This is a genomic window from Aeromonas sp. FDAARGOS 1416, assembly GCF_019048085.1.
GTDB lineage: Bacteria > Pseudomonadota > Gammaproteobacteria > Enterobacterales > Aeromonadaceae > Aeromonas > Aeromonas veronii.
In genome coordinates, this window is sequence record NZ_CP077301.1 from 181813 (window position 1) to 199418 (window position 17606).

Here is a 17606-nt window from a genome sequence, read left to right on the forward strand (position 1 = left end):
TATCCAGCGTTTAGTGGGTTCGCTCGATGATGTAATCGGCAAACGCTTCCAGAATGTCGGTATTGTAGGGCAAGGATTGCAGGGCTGTTAAGGCTTTCCCATGCAGTTCGCGAGCCAGCTCACGGGCATTTTCGAGTCCGAGCAGGGCTGGATAGGTACTTTTCTCCAGCGCCAGGTCAGAACCTTGTGGCTTGCCCAAGGTGGCGGTATCACCTGTGATGTCGAGGATGTCATCCTGCACCTGAAAGGCGAGGCCAATCGCGGCGGCATAGGTTTGCAGGGCGGCCAGCGTGGCGTCATCGACATCGGCTTTGCACAGGGCGCCGAGCGCCACGGCGCATTCAATCAGCGCACCGGTCTTGTGGCGGTGTACCTGCTCCAGCTCGGCTAGCGAGATCTGGCGACCTTCGGCCTGCAGATCCAGCGCCTGACCGCCACACATACCGAGATAGCCGGAGGCGCGGGCGAGGGTACTCAGCATCCGCACCCGGTTGGCCATCAAGGTATCGGGCATGGGGTGATCGGCCAGAATGGAGAACGCCAGGGTCTGCAGCGCATCACCGGCCAGAATGGCGGTTCCTTCGTCAAACGCCTTGTGAACGGTTGGCTGACCACGACGCAGGTCGTCGTTATCCATGGCGGGCAGGTCATCGTGCAGCAGGGAGTAGGCGTGGATGCACTCCACGGCAGCCGCGGGGCCATCCAGCAGTTCGCTCTTGACGCCCAGCATCTCGCCGACCGCGTAGACCAGAAACGGGCGAACCCGCTTGCCGCCCAGCAGCAGGCCATAACTCATGGCATCGCGCAGGCGTGGCGCCATGGCGGGCAAGGATTCAAGTTGTGCTGACAAACAGTCGTCAATACGCTGACGATGCAGACGGGAAAAATGGTCCAGCGCCACTCACTCCTCTCCTTGTTCTGGCTGGAAGGGGGCGAGCTGGTCACTGCCATCGGCTTGACTGAGCAGGATCTGGATCTTCTGTTCGGCCAGTTCCAGCTTCTGCTGACCGGCCCGTACCAGATGAACGCCCTGCTCGAACTGCTTGAGTGCCTCTTCCAGGGGTAGGGAACCTTGTTCCAGCTGATGAACGATGGTTTCCAGCTCTTCCAGAGTGGCATCAAAACTCAGACGGTCGATTTTTTTACTGGCCATGTCCATCCTCGGGGATTGAAAAAAACGGCTTATATTAACATCGACCGTCCACAGGGGGGAGGCAGAAAAGCATTGCCCCCTCAAACTCTCGCTAAACTGGCCGATAATGAGCCATCATTCTCAGTGGATGCATGCTTGCCGCTAGGGTCGCAATAGCAGAAAATTCAACAAACTATAATTAGGCATAAGAACCGGTGACAGGAGTAGGGACGTGGATCTAGGGAGCTTGTTAGGTATCGTTTTAGGATTCGGTGTCGTGATTTACGGCATGATCCTTGGTGGCTCGTTGAGCATGTTTATCGATATGCCATCGGTCTATATCACTATTCTTGGCTCAATCTTTATCGCCATGATGAAGTTCAATATCGGGCAGTTTTTTCTGGCTTTCAAGGTGGCGGGCAAAGCCTTTATGTACAAGGGCGACAAGCTCGACGACCTGATCGCCAAAGCCGTTGAACTGGCTGACGCTGCTCGCAAAGGGGGCTTTTTGGCACTGGAGGCTGCAGAGATCCCCAATGCATTTATGAAAAAAGGGATCGACATGCTGGTGGATGGTCACGATGCCGAAGTGGTGCGCGCCGTGATGGAAAAGGATATCGACCTGACAGCCGAGCGCCATGTCATTGCCATCAAGGTCTTCCGTACCCTTGGGGATCTGGGCCCAGCGATGGGGATGATAGGTACGTTGGTGGGCCTGGTGGCCATGTTGTCAAATATGAGTGACCCCAAGTCGATCGGTCCGGCAATGGCGGTGGCCTTGCTTACCACTCTGTACGGAGCAATTGAGGCCAACATGATCGCCATTCCTATTGCTGACAAGCTGGAACTGCGCAGCGGGGAGGAGAAGCTCAGTCGTACCCTGATCCTTGATGCCATTATGGGGATTCAGGATGGCCAGAATCCGCGGGTGATCCAGTCCATGCTGCAAAACTATCTGAGCCAGTCCAAACGCAATACCGGCGCGGAGTAGGCACCATGTCTGATTGCAAATGTCCCCCCCCCGGTCTTCCTGCCTATATGGGCACCTTTGCCGACTTGATGTCGCTGCTGATGTGCTTCTTCGTGCTTTTGCTCTCCTTTGCCGAGATGGACGTACTCAAGTTCAAGCAGATCGCGGGCTCTATGAAGAATGCTTTCGGAGTGCAGAACATCCTTGAGGTGAAAGATATTCCCAAGGGAACCTCGGTGATTGCCCAGGAGTTCAGGCCCGGTCGCCCTGAGCCCACGCCGATTGATACCGTGATGCAGCAAACCATCGATATGACTCAGACCGAACTGGAGTTTCTGCCCGGCGAGGCGGATCAGGCCGGTGGTCAGGACAAGAGTGACGGCAAGCAGACGGGGGGCGATACCGCGCAGGATGCGAAGAAGGCGCAAGAACAGTCCAATACCCTGGCCAAAGCCCTCGCCGAGCAGATGAAAGATCAGATCCAGGATGGCGCCATCGAAATTGAGGCGCTGGGCCAGCAGATCATCATCCGGATCAGGGAAAAAGCGTCGTTCCCGGCGGGTTCGGCGTTTCTGCAGCCCCAGTTCTGGCCGGTTATTCGCAAGGTCGCGACCCTGCTCAAGGATGTGCCGGGTGAAATCACCATCTCCGGTCACACCGACAACGTCGCGACCGAAGATGAGCTGTTCCAGTCCAACTGGGAGCTGTCGTCGCAACGGGCAGTGGCTGTGGCGCACCAGATGCTGAAGGTCCCCGGTTTTGATCAGGGGCGACTGGTGGTGCAGGGGATGGCGGATTCCCAGCCATTGGTGCCCAATACCACCCCGGAAAATCGTCGGATGAACCGGCGGGTGGAGATCGCCATCATGCAGGGCAAACCGACCGTTTCGGCCCCCATTTCCGTACCGGAAGGGAAGTAAGCGAGGGGAATGTCGATGACGCAAGTGGGATCTGCATCAGGGGGCTGACGTGGATTTTGTGTTGGCTTCATATTAAGATGCCTCATCCGAACCGATCGCTGCGGCCTCCTTGCAGATGGCCGCAGTTTCTATTTTCAAGCAACCCAGGTTTCGACTATGAATCATACTCCGATGACTGTTCGCGGCGCTGAGAAGCTGCGCGAAGAGCTCGATTATCTCAAGACCGAGCTTCGTCCCCAGATTATCGAAGCGATTGCCGATGCCCGTGAGCACGGCGATCTGAAGGAAAACGCCGAATACCATGCCGCTCGCGAGCAGCAGGGGTTCTGTGAAGGTCGCATTCAGGAGATTGAAGCCAAGCTCTCCAATGCGCAGGTGATCGATGTCACCAAGATGACCAACAACGGCCGCGTGATTTTTGGCGCGACGGTGACTCTGCTCAAGAGCGAGACAGAGGAAGAGGTGGTTTACCGCATCGTGGGTGATGATGAGGCTGATATCAAACAGAACCTCATCTCTGTCAACTCCCCCATTGCCCGCGCCCTGATTGGCAAGGAAGTGGACGATGTTGCAATCGTCAAGACCCCTGCTGGCGATGTGGAATACGAAGTACTGGAAGTCGCTTATATCTAAGCGAATGCTACAGACGATGAAACAGGGGGGCTTGCGCTCCCCTGTTTGTCTTTATCTATATGATTATTGATAAAAATCAGGACAGATACGCCTCGGTAAAGGCGTCCTGATGACGCTGAAACAACCAGTGGCGCAGCCGTTCTATGTTGCTCTCGCTCATTTGAAAGCTCAGCGCCCAGGTGGCATGGTCGGCATTGGCTTTGATGCGCCTTACCAGTCGTCCCTGCAGTGGAAGAGGGGCCTCTTGCTCGATGCAGAGCTCGCCGTTGATGGGGGTATCGGCCACCATGTCTGTTGGCAAATTTTCCACGATGAGGCCGTTGAGGGAGAGGCTGAGTACCTGAAACAGGCCCAGGTCGCTGCAAAGCTTGGCTTTTTGGGTGAGACGCCAGGCACGCGGTTGCGCAAACCCTAGCTCCCTGATGACCGGTGCAGATAAGCGGGGCTCGACGAAGCCATCTTCCCCTTGGGTAAAGCTCAGGGGAAAACGCAGCTGATGGCCTGCGAAGCGGGCTTCGAGTACAAGGTATTCGGCTTTTTGCAGCAAGCCAAGCATGGGGGCATCGAGGTGACCACTCAGAACATGGGTGTCCTGATTGCTCCCCAAGTCCCGCAGCATGGCCAGCTCATCGTCGGTCAGAATAGGATGGTGAGCCATAATGCGTGTCCGGAAGTATTCATCGCAGGTTAAGGGCTTTGCGACTACTTTGGCAAGCGACTCGGGAAGAAGTGGAATAAGGAAAGAGCGATGCTCTTTCCTTTTACTTGCGGGGCAGCTGGATTTTGGGTTCGTTGGCTTGACGATAAATGGTCAGCACATGACCCATGCTTTGCACCTTGATTGAACCGGTTTCACGGACGATAGCATCCATAACCAGTTGTTTCATTTCGCGATCTTCAGAGGCAACCTTAACCTTGATCAGCTCGTGATGGTTCAGTGCCAGATCGATCTCGGCCAGTACACCTTCGGTCAGACCATGCTGACCCAGCAGGACGACAGGCTTGAGGCTATGGGCAAGGCCCTTGAGGTACTGTTTCTGTTTATTGTTGAGAATCATCGCAATTTCTTCATAAGTCAGGGTTGAAAGGGGCGTATTCTACCCCCACTTAGCCCTTAATACTAATAACCCTTGTGGTTTTTTAAAGTCGATTATCATGACCCAGAAAAAACGTTCCCCCAGTTCAACTCGCTGGTTAAAAGAACATTTCGACGATCAATACGTCAAAAAAGCCCAGAAAATGGGCCTGCGTTCTCGTGCTGTTTTCAAGATTGACGAGATCCAGGGCAAGGATCGCTTGCTGAAACATGGCATGACCGTAGTGGATTTGGGTGCAGCCCCCGGTGGTTGGTCCCAGTTTGCGGTTGAACAGGTTGGTGATTCGGGTCGCGTCATCGCATGTGACATTTTGCCGATGGATCCGATTGCTGGTGTCGATTTCCTGCAAGGGGACTTTCGGGAGGAAACTGTACTCGGCGCCTTGCTGGAACGAGTGGGCCCCGACAAGGTCGATGTTGTGATGTCTGATATGGCGCCCAACATGAGCGGTACCCAGCAGGTGGATCAGGCTCGCGCCATGTATCTGGTCGAGCTGGCGCTGGACATGTGCAATCAGGTATTGCGTAGTGACGGCAGTTTCGTAGTGAAGGTGTTTCAGGGAGAGGGCTTTGATGCCTATCTCAATGAAATTCGTAAACTTTTCTCCGCTGTCAAAATTCGTAAACCAGACTCATCCCGCGCCAGATCACGGGAAGTCTACATTGTGGCTACCGGTTTTAAACTGTAGTACCCTAACCTTCATCGTTAACTGTCAGTCTGCGAGGTTACTGATTTGAGTGACATGGCGAAAAACTTAATCCTGTGGCTGGTCATCGCCGTCGTTTTGATGTCGGTGTTCAATAGCTTCAGCCCCAGCGATACCACCAGTCGCCAGCTGGACTATTCCAGCTTCGTTAAAGAGGTGACCCAAGAGCAGATCCGTGAAGTGCGGATGGACGGTAAGGTCATTAATGGCGTCAAGCGTACTGGTGAACGATTCACCACCATCATCCCTGCGCCGGATCCCCAGCTGCTCAACGACATGCTCAATCACAATGTCAAAGTGATGGGCGAGAAGCCGGAAGAGCCGTCTCTGTTGACCTCTATCTTCATCTCCTGGTTCCCGATGCTGCTGCTGATCGGTGTCTGGGTCTTCTTCATGCGTCAGATGCAGGGCGGCGGTGGCAAAGGTGCCATGTCGTTTGGCAAGAGCAAGGCTCGCCTGATGAGCGAAGATCAGATCAAGACCACCTTTGCTGATGTTGCAGGTTGTGATGAAGCCAAGGAAGAGGTGAAGGAGCTGGTCGACTATCTGCGCGACCCGAGCAAATTCCAGAAACTGGGTGGCAAGATCCCGACCGGTGTGCTGCTGGTTGGTCCTCCCGGTACCGGTAAGACCTTGCTGGCCAAGGCCATTGCGGGCGAGGCCAAGGTGCCGTTCTTCACCATCTCTGGTTCCGATTTCGTGGAGATGTTCGTCGGTGTCGGTGCCTCCCGGGTGCGTGACATGTTCGAACAGGCCAAGAAATCTTCCCCCTGCATCATCTTCATCGATGAAATTGATGCGGTCGGTCGCCAGCGTGGTGCCGGTCTGGGTGGTGGTCATGATGAACGTGAGCAGACTCTTAACCAGATGCTGGTCGAGATGGATGGCTTTGAAGGCAATGAAGGCATCATCGTCATTGCTGCCACCAACCGTCCTGACGTACTGGATCCGGCACTGCTGCGTCCGGGCCGTTTCGACCGTCAGGTTGTGGTCGGTCTGCCTGATGTCCGTGGTCGTGAGCAGATCCTGAAAGTGCACATGCGCAAAGTTCCGCTGGCGGATGATGTCAATCCGGCGCTGATTGCCCGTGGTACTCCCGGTTTCTCCGGCGCTGACCTGGCTAACCTGGTCAACGAAGCTGCCCTCTTCTCTGCCCGTGAGAGCCGCCGAGTGGTCTCCATGGCCGAGTTCGAGAAGGCGAAGGACAAGATCATGATGGGTGCGGAACGTCGCTCCATGGTGATGAAAGAGTCCGAGAAGGAGATGACGGCGTATCACGAAGCCGGTCACGCCATCATTGGTCGTCTGGTGCCGGATCATGACCCTGTCTACAAGGTTTCCATCATTCCGCGCGGTCGTGCGCTGGGTGTGACCATGTACCTGCCTGAGCAGGATCGCTGGAGCCATTCCAAGCAGCATCTGGAGTCGATGATCTCCAGTCTGTATGGTGGTCGTCTGGCAGAAGAGCTGATCTACGGTGCCGAGAAGGTATCGACCGGCGCGTCCAACGATATCGAGCGGGCGACCGACATTGCACGCAAGATGGTGACCCAGTGGGGTATGTCCGAGCGTCTCGGCCCAATGCTCTACGCGGAAGAAGATGGTGAGGTGTTCCTCGGTCGCAGCATGGCCAAGGCCAAGCATATGTCCGACGATACCGCTCGCGTTATCGATGCCGAGGTCAAGCAGGTCATCGACCGCAACTACGCCCGTTCCAAGCAGATCCTGCTGGATAATATGGACGTGTTGCACAGCATGAAAGATGCGCTGATGAAGTACGAGACCATCGACGCCAAACAGATCGATGATCTGATGGCGCGTCGCGAGGTTCGTGCTCCGAGCAACTGGCATGACGAGCACGGTGATACCCCGCAAGGCGGTTCCACCGTGGCTGCCGAGGCCAAGCCTGCCGATGAGGCTGCACCGGTGGCGGATGTCACTATCGACAAAGCCAACGACGCTCCGGCCAAATAATTGTGACTCTCCAAACCCCGGGCTTGCCCGGGGTTTTTCTTTATCAGATGGACGTGAAAATGCAGTTAACCAGCAAGGGGCTCAGCCTCTCCCTCGATCGTCCCCATGTGATGGGGATCCTCAATGTGACGCCCGACTCCTTCTCCGATGGCGGTAATTTCAACCAGTTTGAACGGGCAATGGCCCATGCGCGCCAGATGGTCTCTGACGGTGCGACCCTCATCGACATCGGTGGCGAGTCAACCCGCCCTGGTGCGCCCGATGTGAACGAGCAGGAGGAGCTGGACAGAGTCATTCCTGTCGTGGAACAGATGGCCCGTGAGCTGGATGTGATGATCTCCCTCGATACCTCCAAAGCGGCTGTGATGCGGGAGGGTTGCAAGGCGGGAGCTCATCTGATCAACGATGTGCGGGCGTTGCAAGAGCCGGGAGCACTGCAAGCCGCGGCCGAAGCTGCTGTTCCTGTCTGCCTGATGCACATGCAAGGTCAGCCGCGAACCATGCAAGTCGAGCCGCACTATGACGACCTGATCGGGGAGGTACGCGCCTTCTTTGATGAGCGTATTGCGGCTTGTCTGGCGGTCGGGATCCGTCGTGAAGAGCTGTTGCTGGATCCGGGATATGGCTTTGGCAAAACCCTTGCACACAACTATCAGCTGTTGGCGGCTCAAAAGGAACTGCTTGATTATGGCTTGCCGCTATTGGTGGGGATGTCGCGAAAGTCTATGATAGGCAACCTGCTGGGCCGTCCGGTGGATGAGCGTCTGGCGGGCAGTCTGGCATGCGCCCTTATCGGCATGCAGCATGGTGCCCGCATCATCAGGGTACACGATGTACGGGAGACCATGGACGCATTGCGCGTCGGTTGGCTGGCAATGACGGGACAAGATTTTATTTCCAGATAATAAAGAGAACAGACAATGGCAAGAAAGTATTTCGGTACCGATGGTGTGCGCGGCAAGGTTGGCGAATACCCGATCACCCCTGATTTTGTGATGAAATTGGGTTGGGCTGCCGGCAAAGTGCTCTCCAAGAAGGGCACCAAAAAGGTGCTGATTGGCAAAGATACCCGCATCTCCGGTTACATGCTGGAATCCGCGCTGGAAGCGGGGCTCTCCGCGGCAGGCCTCAAGGCCATTCTGATGGGGCCCATGCCCACGCCGGCGGTTGCCTACCTGACTCGCACTTTCCGTGCTGAAGCTGGCATCGTCATCAGTGCTTCCCACAACCCCTTCTACGACAACGGCATCAAGTTCTTCTCCGCCGACGGCACCAAGCTGCCCGATGATGTCGAGCTGGCTATCGAAGCCGAGCTGGATCACGAGCTCAAGTGTGTCGAGTCGGCCGAACTTGGCAAAGCGGTGCGCATTGATGATGCCGCCGGTCGCTATATCGAATTCTGCAAGAGCACCTTCCCCTCTCACATGAATCTGGATGGGGTGAAAATGGTGGTCGACTGTGGCCACGGCGCTACTTACCACATTGCGCCGTCGGTTTTCCGCGAGCTGGGTGCCGAAGTGATCACCATGGGCTGCGCCCCGGATGGTCTCAACATCAACGATGGTGTCGGCTCGACTGCGCCTGACGCACTGGTTGCCAAGGTGCTGGAGTGCAAGGCCGATCTGGGGGTTGCCTTTGATGGTGACGGCGACCGTCTGATCATGGTCGACCATACCGGTTATCTCATCGACGGTGATGAAGTGCTCTATATCATCGCGCGCGATGCCCTGCGCAATGGTCGCCTCAAAGGCGGTGTCGTCGGCACCCTGATGGCCAACATGGGTCTGGAGCTGGCGCTGCAAACCCTGGGCATTCCGTTTGCCCGTGCCAAGGTGGGTGACCGCTATGTGCTGGAGATGATGGAAGAGAAGGGCTGGCGCATCGGTGGCGAGAACTCCGGCCACATTATCTGTCTGGATCAGACCACTACGGGTGATGGCATCGTAGCCGCCTTGCAGGTGCTTACCGCCATGCGCAGTGCCGAGATGCCGCTGGCCAAGCTGCGCTCCGGCATGAGCAAGTTCCCGCAGGTGCTGGTGAATGTTCGCTTTGCCGAAGGCAAGGATCCGCTGGCCGCGGATGCTGTCATGGCTGAGGTTGCCAAGGTGGAACAGGAGCTGGCTGGTCGTGGTCGCGTACTGTTGCGTAAATCAGGTACCGAACCGCTGATCCGGGTCATGGTCGAAGGGGAGCATGAACAGCAGGTACGTGACATGGCTCAGCGCATCGCCAAGCAGGTTGAATCGGCGTTTTAATGAACAACCAGGGCGGCTTTTTAGCCGCCCTGGTTGTATCTTGTTCAAACGATTCAAAAATTTAAAAATAGCACTTGTCAGCTGAGCATCCTCTGGATATTATCAGCCCCGCTTTCGCAAGGGAGTTGCCGATGGGACATCGCAAGCCGTTTGTAGCAGCCAACTGGAAGTTGCACGGTAGTAGGTCGCAGTTAGAGCAGTTTACGAGTCAGTGCCTAAACGGCGTTGACGGAAAAGTAGATGTGGTTCTATGTCCTTCCCATGTGCATCTCGACTTTAGCGCTTCACTGCTTAATGAGCAGAAGGTAATAAAGTTGGGGGCTCAGAATGTGAGTCAGCACGCGGCTGGCGCTTACACCGGAGAAATCTCGTGTCAGATGCTGGTTGAGGCAGGGTGTCGTTACGTATTGGTAGGGCACTCCGAGCGCAGGCGTCTCTTTGGTGAGACCAGTTTTATCGTCGCAGAGAAGTTTGCGGCAGCCAGGGCGGCAGGCTTGATTCCAATCCTCTGTTTAGGTGAATCAGGTGCGGCGAGGCAGGCGAGAAGAGCCTTCGAGGTGATCGCTGAAGAGCTGGATATCGTCATAGAGAAAAATGGCGCGATGGCTTTCGATAATGCTATCATCGCCTACGAGCCGATTTGGGCTGTAGGTACAGGTAAATGCGCCACACCCGAGCAGGCACAAGAGGTTCATTCCTTTATACGTGGTCGCTTGGCGGAGGATACTCCGGTAATAGGTGAGAAAGTTAGAATCATCTATGGTGGGAGCGTAACGCCAAGCAACGCGAGAGATTTGTTTGCACAGCCCGACATTGATGGCGGACTGATTGGCGGAGCAAGCCTCGATAGCGATGCGTTTTTAGGAATTGTTGAAGCGGCAAAGGGTGCAAGTTAAATGTACGAGATTCTTTTAGTCGTTTATCTGCTGGTTTCACTGGCTCTGATTGGTCTGGTGATGATTCAGCAAGGTAAAGGGGCTGATATGGGCGCCTCCTTCGGCGCAGGGGCATCGAACACAGTATTCGGCTCCGGTGGTTCAGGCAGTTTCCTGACCCGAACAACAGCAATTTTGGCTACTCTGTTTTTCGTTATCAGCCTGGTGCTCGGATCTATGTCCAGCAACAAGGTAAAGCAGGGTAGTGAATGGGAAAATCTGCAGCAAACCCAACAGGTTGAGCAGACCAAAGCGCCAGTGAAGAAAGATACTGACGTTCCCGAGTAAGAGTTTTGCCGTGGTGGTGGAATTGGTAGACACGCTATCTTGAGGGGGTAGTGCTCTAGGGTGTGCGGGTTCGAGTCCCGCCCACGGCACCAATTAAGCAGTGAGCTCGGGAAACCGAGTGTATTATAGCCAGTCAGTCTTGTATCGAGAGAGTGAAGTGGCTATAATCTCGCACGATTTCGGACGCGGGGTGGAGCAGCATGGTAGCTCGTCGGGCTCATAACCCGAAGGTCGTCGGTTCAAATCCGGCCCCCGCAACCAAATTTCACGCATTTCCTACGCTCAGGAAGGCGGTCGCTGCGAGGCGACAATCAGGGTAAAGCGCCAAGCCCCGATTTGACATCGGGGCTTTTTGTTATGTGCAATTTACTCTGAATCGATATCTATCTGGGCTTTATGCCCTTTTTTTGTTTTTCGGAGGGTGACTTTGGCTACGTTGGAACAACGTTTGACCGATCTGCTCGAGGCTCCGGTCGTTGCCTTGGGTTTTGAACTTTGGGGTATTGAGTTTATCCGCGCGGGTAAACACTCCACCTTGCGTGTCTATATCGACGGCGAGCAGGGTGTGACTGTCGAGAACTGTGCTGAAGTCAGCCATCAGGTTGGCGCCATCATGGACGTCGAAGATCCCATCACCGAGGAGTACTACCTCGAGGTGTCCTCCCCCGGCCTGGATCGTCCCCTGTTCAAGGTTGCCCATTTCGAAAAATACGTTGGCCAAGAGGCGGCGGTAACGCTTCGGATGGCAACAAACAACCGCCGCAAGTTCAAAGGCGTAATCAAAGCTGTGCAAGGCGACATGATCACCCTGACAGTAGATGGTAAGGACGACGTGTTGGCTTTCACCAATATCCAAAAAGCGAACATAGTGCCGAACTTTGGTTAACGAGGCTATCGGATATGAATAAAGAGATTTTGCTGGTCGTTGACGCAGTATCCAACGAGAAAGCGGTACCCCGCGAGAAGATCTTCCAGGCTCTGGAAACCGCGCTGGCGACTGCGACCAAGAAGAAATATGAAGGCGAGATTGAAGTTCGGGTCGAAATCGATCGCAAGACCGGTGACTACGACACTTATCGCCGCTGGGTAGTCATTGCGGATCAAGCCGCAATGGAGAATCCCTATGCTGAAATCACCCTGGAAGCTGCGCAGATTGATCAGCCGGAAATCCAGATCGGTGAGTATGTTGAAGACCAGATTGACTCTGTGACCTTCGACCGTATCACTACCCAGACCGCCAAGCAGGTTATCGTGCAGAAAGTGCGCGAAGCCGAGCGTTCACAAGTAGTTGATCAGTTTAAAGATAAAGAAGGCACCATCATCAGTGGTGTGGTCAAGAAGAGCAACCGCGACAACGTCATCCTGGATCTGGGCAGCAATGCTGAAGCCGTGATCTTCCGTGATGACATGCTGCCGCGTGAAACCTTCCGCCCGGGCGACCGTGTCCGTGGCCTGCTCTACGCAGTACGCCCGGAAGCCCGTGGTTCCCAGCTGTTTGTCAGCCGTTCCAGCCCGGACTTCCTGAAAGAGCTGTTCCGTATCGAAGTACCGGAGATCGGTGAAGAGATGATCGAAATCATGGGTGCTGCCCGTGATCCGGGTTCCCGCGCCAAGATCGCGGTGAAGACCAACGATCGTCGTATCGACCCGATCGGTGCCTGTATCGGTATGCGTGGTGCCCGTGTGCAAGCTGTCTCCGCCGAGCTGAGCGGTGAGCGTGCCGACATCGTGCTGTACGATGACAACCCGGCCCAGTACGTGATCAATGCCATGGCACCTGCCGATGTGGCCTCCATCATCGTTGATGAAGACAACCACACCATGGATATCGCCGTGGAAGCTGCCAACCTGGCTCAGGCCATCGGTCGCAATGGTCAGAACGTGCGTCTGGCCTCCCAGCTGACCGGTTGGGAGCTGAACGTGATGACCGTTGAGGACATGCGTGCCAAGCACCAGGCCGAAAACGACCGCATCATGAACCTGTTCACCAGCACCCTGGACATCGACGACGATTTCGCCGGTCTGCTGATGGAAGAGGGCTTCTCTACCCTGGAAGAGATCGCCTTTGTACCGGTCAACGAGCTGCTGGCTATCGACGGTCTGGATGAAGACATGGTCGAAGAGCTGCGCAAGCGCGCCAAAGATGCCCTGACTACCAAGGCACTGGCCAAAGAAGAGTCTTTCGATGGCGTTGAGCCGTCCGAAGAGCTGCTCAATCTGAACGGTCTGAGCCGCGAACTGGCTTACGCTCTGGCGGGCCGTGGCGTGGGCACCCTGGAAGATTTGGCTGAGCAAGGTATCGATGACCTTGCTGATATTGAAGGGCTGACTGCCGAGAAGGCAGGTGAGCTCATTATGGCTGCTCGCAATATCTGTTGGTTCGGAGAAGAGCAGTCCGAGTAAGATCAAACGGAGGAAAATGAATGGCAGAAGTATCAGTCAAACAACTTGCCACTGACATCGACACACCGGTTGATCGTCTTCTCCAGCAGTTTGTCGATGCCGGTATCAGCAAGAGCAAGGCCGACGACATGGTCAGCGAGTCTGAGAAACAGGCTCTGCTGGCACACCTGAAGAAACAGCATGGAGGTGACGAGGTCGCCGCTCCTGCCCGCATGACCTTGCAGCGCAAGACCAAGAGCACCATCAGTGTTCAGGGGACTGGCGGCAAGAACAAGGAAGTGCAGGTAGAAGTGCGCAAGTCTCGCACCTATGTAAGACGCTCGGCGCTGGAAGATGAACAGCGTCAGGCGGAAGCCGAGGAAACAGCGCGTTTGGAAGCAGAAGAAAAAGCTCGTCGCGAGGCCGAAGAGAAGGCTCGCCTCGAAGCTGAAGAGAAGGCTCGCCGTGAGGCTGAGCAAGCTCGTCGTGAAGCTGAGGAAAAGGCGCGGATCGAGGCACAATCAAAGGCTCGACAGGCTTCACAGCCCGCCAAAGCAGCCAGTAGCACAGCTCAGCAAGAGGCAGAAAAGATGGCCAAGCGCGAAGCAGAAGAACTGAAGCGCCAACAGGAACAAACAGCTTTGAAAAAAGCTGAAGAACTCGCCGCGAAGAAAGCCGAAGAGGCTCGTCTCATGGCGGAACAGAACGCAGCCCGCTGGGCTGAAGAAGAGGCCGCTCGCGCCAAAGAGAGCAGCGACTACCATCTGACCACCAACAAGCATGCGCAAGCCGCAGAAGACGAGTTGGATCGGAAAGAAGAGACCAGCCGCCGCACTGCTGCAGCTGCCAAGGCACCGAAGAAAGCCGGTCGTCGTGAAGATGATCGCGACTCTCGCAACCCGCGTGCCCGCAAAGGCAAGCGCGGCAAGGTCGCCATGCCGAACGCCATGAAGCACGGCTTCAACAAGCCGGCTGCCGTGGTGAACCGCGACGTCGTCATCGGCGAGACCATCACCGTGGCTGAGCTGGCCAACAAGATGGCCGTCAAGGGCGTTGAAGTCATCAAGGTGATGATGAAGATGGGCGCCATGGCCACCATCAACCAGGTGATCGATCAGGAGACTGCTCAGCTGGTCGCCGAGGAGATGGGTCACAAGGTTGTGCTGCGTCGTGAGAACGAGCTGGAAGAGGCGGTGCTGTCCGATCGTGACGAGACCTCCGAAGCCAAGCCGCGCGCACCGGTCGTGACCATCATGGGTCACGTTGACCACGGTAAGACCTCGCTGCTCGACTACATTCGTAAAGCCAAGGTTGCTGCTGGCGAAGCCGGTGGTATTACCCAGCATATCGGTGCTTATCACGTCCAGACCGACAGTGGCATGATCACCTTCCTGGACACCCCGGGTCACGCGGCGTTTACCTCCATGCGTGCTCGTGGTGCCAAGGCGACCGATATCGTTGTTCTGGTTGTTGCAGCTGACGACGGCGTGATGCCGCAAACCATCGAAGCTATCCAGCACGCCAAGGCGGCCGGTGTGCCGCTGGTTGTTGCGGTCAACAAGATCGACAAGCCTGAAGCGGATCCGGATCGCGTCAAGACCGAACTGGCCCGTTACAACGTCATGTCCGAAGATTGGGGGGGAGACTGCCAGTTCGTGCACGTATCCGCCAAGTCTGGCGAAGGCATCGACGACCTGCTGGAAGCCATCCTGATCCAGGCTGAAGTACTGGAGCTGAAAGCGGTGGTTGACGGCATGGCCAACGGCGTCGTGATCGAATCCTTCCTGGATAAAGGTCGTGGTCCGGTTGCTACCGTACTGGTACAAGAAGGTACTCTGCGTCAGGGCGACATCGTTCTGTGTGGTCTCGAGTACGGCCGTGTTCGCGCCATGCGTGACGAACTGGGTCGCGAGATCAAGGAAGCGGGTCCGTCCCTGCCGGTGGAAATTCTGGGTCTGTCCGGCGTTCCCTCTGCCGGTGACGAAGCCACCGTTGTCCGTGACGAGAAGAAAGCCCGTGAAGTGGCGCTCTATCGTCAGGGCAAGTTCCGCGAAGTCAAGCTGGCTCGCCAGCAGAAGGCCAAGCTGGAAAACATGTTCGCCAACATGACCGAGGGCGAAGTGTCCGAAGTGAACGTGGTGATCAAGGCCGACGTACAAGGTTCTGTGGAAGCGATCTGCGATGCGCTGGTCAAACTCTCCACCGACGAAGTGAAGGTGAAGATCGTGGGTTCCGGCGTAGGTGGTATCACCGAAACCGACGCGACCCTGGCTGCTGCTTCCAGCGCCATCCTGGTTGGTTTCAACGTCCGTGCCGACGCATCTGCGCGCAAGGTCATCGAATCCGAGAGCCTGGATCTGCGTTACTACTCCGTCATCTATGACCTGATCGACGAAGTGAAGCAGGCCATGAGCGGCAAGCTGGCCCCTGAGTATCGTCAGGAGATCATCGGTCTGGCTGAAGTGCGTAGCGTCTTCAAGTCTCCGAAGTTCGGCGCAGTTGCCGGCTGTATGGTTACCGAAGGTGTGGTCAAGCGTTCCAACCGTATCCGTGTTCTGCGTGACAACGTGGTTATCTATGAAGGCGAGCTGGAATCCCTGCGCCGCTTCAAGGATGACGTCAACGAAGTTCGCAACGGCTACGAGTGTGGTATCGCGGTCAAGAACTACAACGACGTGCGCGAAGGCGACCAGATCGAAGTTTACGAGACTGTTGAAATCCAACGGACTCTGTAAGCCGAGAGTTAGACAAAATAGGGGGCCGCGGCCCCCTTTTATCGCAGGATAGAATATGGCCAGAGAATTCAGCCGGACCCGTCGGGTCGGACAGCAGATCCAGCGTGAAATCGCGCTGATCCTGCAGCGCGAGGTGAAAGACCCGCGCATCGGCATGGTGACCGTTTCCGATGTGGAAGTGTCCCGTGACCTCAACTATGCCAAGATTTATGTCACCTTCTTGCAGCTGGAAAATGATGCCGAGCGCATCAAGGAAGGCTTGCAGGGTCTGACCGAAGCAGCCGGATATATCCGTAGTCTGCTGGGCAGTGCCATGCGTCTGCGCGTGGTGCCCGAGCTGCGTTTCTACTACGACCAGACTCTGGTCGAGGGGATGCGTCTCTCCAACCTGGTGACCAACACTGTGCGTGAAGACAAGCGTCGCATGGCCGAATCCGGCCGTGACGAAGAAGCTGAATCCGCACCGGATGACACGACTGAGGATAAAGCCTGAGATGACCCGAAGACGTCGTTTCAAGGGCCGTGATGTGCACGGCATTTTGCTGCTGGACAAGCCGACCGGCCTGACCTCCAACGATGTGTTGCAGAAGGTCAAGCGCATCTACAACGCCGCCAAGGCCGGTCACACCGGCGCACTGGATCCGCTGGCGACCGGCATGCTGCCGATCTGCCTCGGCGAGGCCACCAAGTTCTCCCAGTATCTGCTGGAAGCGGACAAGCGCTATGAGGTGACCGCCAAACTGGGCGAGCGCACCAACACCAGCGACTCCGATGGTGAGGTGGTCTCCACCCGTCCGGTGAACGTGGCTGTCGGTACCCTGATCGAGGCGCTGGACCAGTTCCGCGGCCCCATCATGCAGGTGCCGTCCATGTACTCCGCGCTCAAGCACAACGGCCGCCCGCTCTACGAATATGCCCGCGAAGGCATCGAGATCGAGCGAGAAGCCCGTCCCATCACCGTATTCGAGCTCAAACTGCTGAGCTTTGAAGGTGATGAAGTGCGCCTTGAAGTGCACTGCAGCAAGGGCACCTATATCCGCTCTCTGGTGGATGATCTGGGTGAAGTGCTGGGTTGTGGCGCCCACGTGACCCAGTTGCGCCGTACCCAGGTGGCCAGCTATCCGTATGAGCGGATGCTGACTCTGGAGCAACTCGAGTGCATCTTCGAGCAGGCCAAGGCCGAGAGCATCCCGCCGCGCGAGCAGCTGGATCCGCTGTTGCTACCGATGGACACCGCCGTGGCTTCCCTGCCCGAGGTGAACATGCTGGCTGTTGTGGCTGCCTACGTGAATCAGGGCCAGGCCGTGCAGGTGGCGGGGGCGCCACAAAGCGGTCAGGTTCGCATGACAGTCGGCCCGGAGCGCGAGTTCATCGGGGTTGGCGAGATTGATGATGATGGCCGCGTCGCCCCCAAGCGACTGGTGCGTTATCACGACGAGGAGTGATCCTCAGGCGGTATCAGGACGTCTTTCCCGTTTCGCCTCTTTATCGTTGCGAAAAGGGGCGGGGACGATTATGATACCGCCCTCATTTCACGGCTGAATTAGAGATTGGCTGTGAACCTTTAAACACTCTACTG

General features: G+C 56.3%; 18 protein-coding genes and 2 tRNA genes. 16 read left to right on the forward strand and 4 right to left on the reverse strand.

Going from position 1 to position 17606, the window contains the following annotated elements:
- Positions 1-10: 10 nt before the first annotated feature.
- Together ispA and xseB are read right to left on the reverse strand one after the other, a co-directional pair.
- Positions 11-901 (reverse strand): (2E,6E)-farnesyl diphosphate synthase, encoded by an 891-nt coding sequence (ispA, locus tag I6L46_RS00855; RefSeq protein ID WP_005343523.1) that lies wholly within the window; start codon positions 899-901, stop codon positions 11-13.
- On the reverse strand, positions 902-1153 hold the full coding sequence (gene xseB, locus I6L46_RS00860) for an exodeoxyribonuclease VII small subunit (protein ID WP_005338838.1): 252 nt from the start codon (positions 1151-1153) through the stop codon (positions 902-904).
- A gap of 211 nt (positions 1154-1364) precedes the next feature.
- Between xseB and pomA the strand changes: the two genes are divergently transcribed.
- The 3 genes from pomA (at position 1365) to greA (ending at position 3655) form a co-directional block, all read left to right on the forward strand.
- Positions 1365-2123, forward strand: a complete 759-nt coding sequence (pomA, locus tag I6L46_RS00865) for a flagellar motor protein PomA (protein ID WP_005338837.1) — start codon at positions 1365-1367, stop codon at positions 2121-2123.
- Positions 2124-2128: 5 nt separating this feature from the next.
- Positions 2129-3022, forward strand: coding sequence for a flagellar motor protein MotB (locus I6L46_RS00870; protein WP_031227624.1), 894 nt, complete (start codon positions 2129-2131; stop codon positions 3020-3022).
- Between the two features lie 156 nt (positions 3023-3178).
- Positions 3179-3655 (forward strand): transcription elongation factor GreA, encoded by a 477-nt coding sequence (gene greA, locus I6L46_RS00875; protein WP_005343528.1) that lies wholly within the window; start codon positions 3179-3181, stop codon positions 3653-3655.
- 76 nt (positions 3656-3731) lie between these two features.
- On the opposite strand, the gene I6L46_RS00880 is transcribed toward greA, so the two are convergent.
- Positions 3732-4313 carry a hypothetical protein gene (locus I6L46_RS00880; RefSeq protein WP_042054184.1) on the reverse strand — a complete coding sequence of 194 codons (582 nt, stop codon included), beginning with the start codon at positions 4311-4313 and terminating at the stop codon, positions 3732-3734.
- 103 nt (positions 4314-4416) lie between these two features.
- Positions 4417-4713, reverse strand: coding sequence for a ribosome assembly RNA-binding protein YhbY (gene yhbY, locus I6L46_RS00885; protein WP_005338829.1), 297 nt, complete (start codon positions 4711-4713; stop codon positions 4417-4419).
- A 97-nt stretch (positions 4714-4810) separates the two neighbouring features.
- Here yhbY and rlmE point away from each other — a divergent pair, with 97 nt between their 5' ends.
- The 13 genes from rlmE (at position 4811) to truB (ending at position 17472) form a co-directional block, all read left to right on the forward strand.
- The gene (rlmE, locus tag I6L46_RS00890) at positions 4811-5440 is read left to right on the forward strand and encodes a 23S rRNA (uridine(2552)-2'-O)-methyltransferase RlmE (protein WP_005338828.1); all 630 of its coding nucleotides are present in this window, start codon (positions 4811-4813) and stop codon (positions 5438-5440) included.
- A gap of 45 nt (positions 5441-5485) precedes the next feature.
- Positions 5486-7432 carry an ATP-dependent zinc metalloprotease FtsH gene (gene ftsH / locus I6L46_RS00895; protein WP_005343537.1) on the forward strand — a complete coding sequence of 649 codons (1947 nt, stop codon included), beginning with the start codon at positions 5486-5488 and terminating at the stop codon, positions 7430-7432.
- A gap of 59 nt (positions 7433-7491) precedes the next feature.
- Positions 7492-8337, forward strand: a complete 846-nt coding sequence (gene folP, locus I6L46_RS00900) for a dihydropteroate synthase (protein ID WP_216977141.1) — start codon at positions 7492-7494, stop codon at positions 8335-8337.
- Between the two features lie 15 nt (positions 8338-8352).
- Positions 8353-9687, forward strand: a complete 1335-nt coding sequence (glmM, locus tag I6L46_RS00905; protein ID WP_005338823.1) for a phosphoglucosamine mutase — start codon at positions 8353-8355, stop codon at positions 9685-9687.
- A 131-nt stretch (positions 9688-9818) separates the two neighbouring features.
- Positions 9819-10583 carry a triose-phosphate isomerase gene (gene tpiA, locus I6L46_RS00910; protein ID WP_005358498.1) on the forward strand — a complete coding sequence of 255 codons (765 nt, stop codon included), beginning with the start codon at positions 9819-9821 and terminating at the stop codon, positions 10581-10583.
- Positions 10584-10910, forward strand: coding sequence for a preprotein translocase subunit SecG (gene secG / locus I6L46_RS00915; protein ID WP_005338811.1), 327 nt, complete (start codon positions 10584-10586; stop codon positions 10908-10910). It begins immediately after the preceding gene.
- Positions 10911-10917: 7 nt separating this feature from the next.
- A tRNA-Leu gene (locus I6L46_RS00920) sits at positions 10918-11002 on the forward strand.
- 92 nt (positions 11003-11094) lie between these two features.
- Positions 11095-11171: transfer RNA gene (locus I6L46_RS00925), tRNA-Met, on the forward strand.
- 166 nt (positions 11172-11337) lie between these two features.
- Positions 11338-11796 (forward strand): ribosome maturation factor RimP, encoded by a 459-nt coding sequence (rimP, locus tag I6L46_RS00930; RefSeq protein WP_005338809.1) that lies wholly within the window; start codon positions 11338-11340, stop codon positions 11794-11796.
- A 14-nt stretch (positions 11797-11810) separates the two neighbouring features.
- Positions 11811-13313, forward strand: coding sequence for a transcription termination factor NusA (gene nusA, locus I6L46_RS00935; RefSeq protein WP_005338808.1), 1503 nt, complete (start codon positions 11811-11813; stop codon positions 13311-13313).
- A gap of 20 nt (positions 13314-13333) precedes the next feature.
- Positions 13334-16027: a translation initiation factor IF-2 gene (gene infB / locus I6L46_RS00940; RefSeq protein WP_005338806.1), complete on the forward strand. Its 2694-nt coding sequence runs from the start codon at positions 13334-13336 to the stop codon at positions 16025-16027.
- 55 nt (positions 16028-16082) lie between these two features.
- The gene (rbfA, locus tag I6L46_RS00945; protein ID WP_005338799.1) at positions 16083-16520 is read left to right on the forward strand and encodes a 30S ribosome-binding factor RbfA; all 438 of its coding nucleotides are present in this window, start codon (positions 16083-16085) and stop codon (positions 16518-16520) included.
- Between the two features lies 1 nt (position 16521).
- On the forward strand, positions 16522-17472 hold the full coding sequence (gene truB, locus I6L46_RS00950) for a tRNA pseudouridine(55) synthase TruB (protein WP_005338798.1): 951 nt from the start codon (positions 16522-16524) through the stop codon (positions 17470-17472).
- The last annotated feature ends 134 nt before the right edge of the window (positions 17473-17606 follow it).

Excerpts from the sequence above, each read along its gene's own strand:
- xseB (WP_005338838.1), bottom strand. The coding sequence starts at position 1,153 with ATGGCCAGTAAAAAAATCGACCGTCTGAGTTTTGATGCCACTCTGGAA.
- I6L46_RS00870 (WP_031227624.1), top strand. The coding sequence starts at position 2,129 with ATGTCTGATTGCAAATGTCCCCCCCCCGGTCTTCCTGCCTATATGGGC.
- greA (WP_005343528.1), top strand. The coding sequence starts at position 3,179 with ATGAATCATACTCCGATGACTGTTCGCGGCGCTGAGAAGCTGCGCGAA.
- I6L46_RS00880 (WP_042054184.1), bottom strand. The coding sequence starts at position 4,313 with ATGGCTCACCATCCTATTCTGACCGACGATGAGCTGGCCATGCTGCGG.
- yhbY (WP_005338829.1), bottom strand. The coding sequence starts at position 4,713 with ATGATTCTCAACAATAAACAGAAACAGTACCTCAAGGGCCTTGCCCAT.
- rlmE (WP_005338828.1), top strand. The coding sequence starts at position 4,811 with ATGACCCAGAAAAAACGTTCCCCCAGTTCAACTCGCTGGTTAAAAGAA.
- folP (WP_216977141.1), top strand. The coding sequence starts at position 7,492 with ATGCAGTTAACCAGCAAGGGGCTCAGCCTCTCCCTCGATCGTCCCCAT.
- glmM (WP_005338823.1), top strand. The coding sequence starts at position 8,353 with ATGGCAAGAAAGTATTTCGGTACCGATGGTGTGCGCGGCAAGGTTGGC.
- tpiA (WP_005358498.1), top strand. The coding sequence starts at position 9,819 with ATGGGACATCGCAAGCCGTTTGTAGCAGCCAACTGGAAGTTGCACGGT.
- secG (WP_005338811.1), top strand. The coding sequence starts at position 10,584 with ATGTACGAGATTCTTTTAGTCGTTTATCTGCTGGTTTCACTGGCTCTG.
- nusA (WP_005338808.1), top strand. The coding sequence starts at position 11,811 with ATGAATAAAGAGATTTTGCTGGTCGTTGACGCAGTATCCAACGAGAAA.
- infB (WP_005338806.1), top strand. The coding sequence starts at position 13,334 with ATGGCAGAAGTATCAGTCAAACAACTTGCCACTGACATCGACACACCG.
- rbfA (WP_005338799.1), top strand. The coding sequence starts at position 16,083 with ATGGCCAGAGAATTCAGCCGGACCCGTCGGGTCGGACAGCAGATCCAG.
- truB (WP_005338798.1), top strand. The coding sequence starts at position 16,522 with ATGACCCGAAGACGTCGTTTCAAGGGCCGTGATGTGCACGGCATTTTG.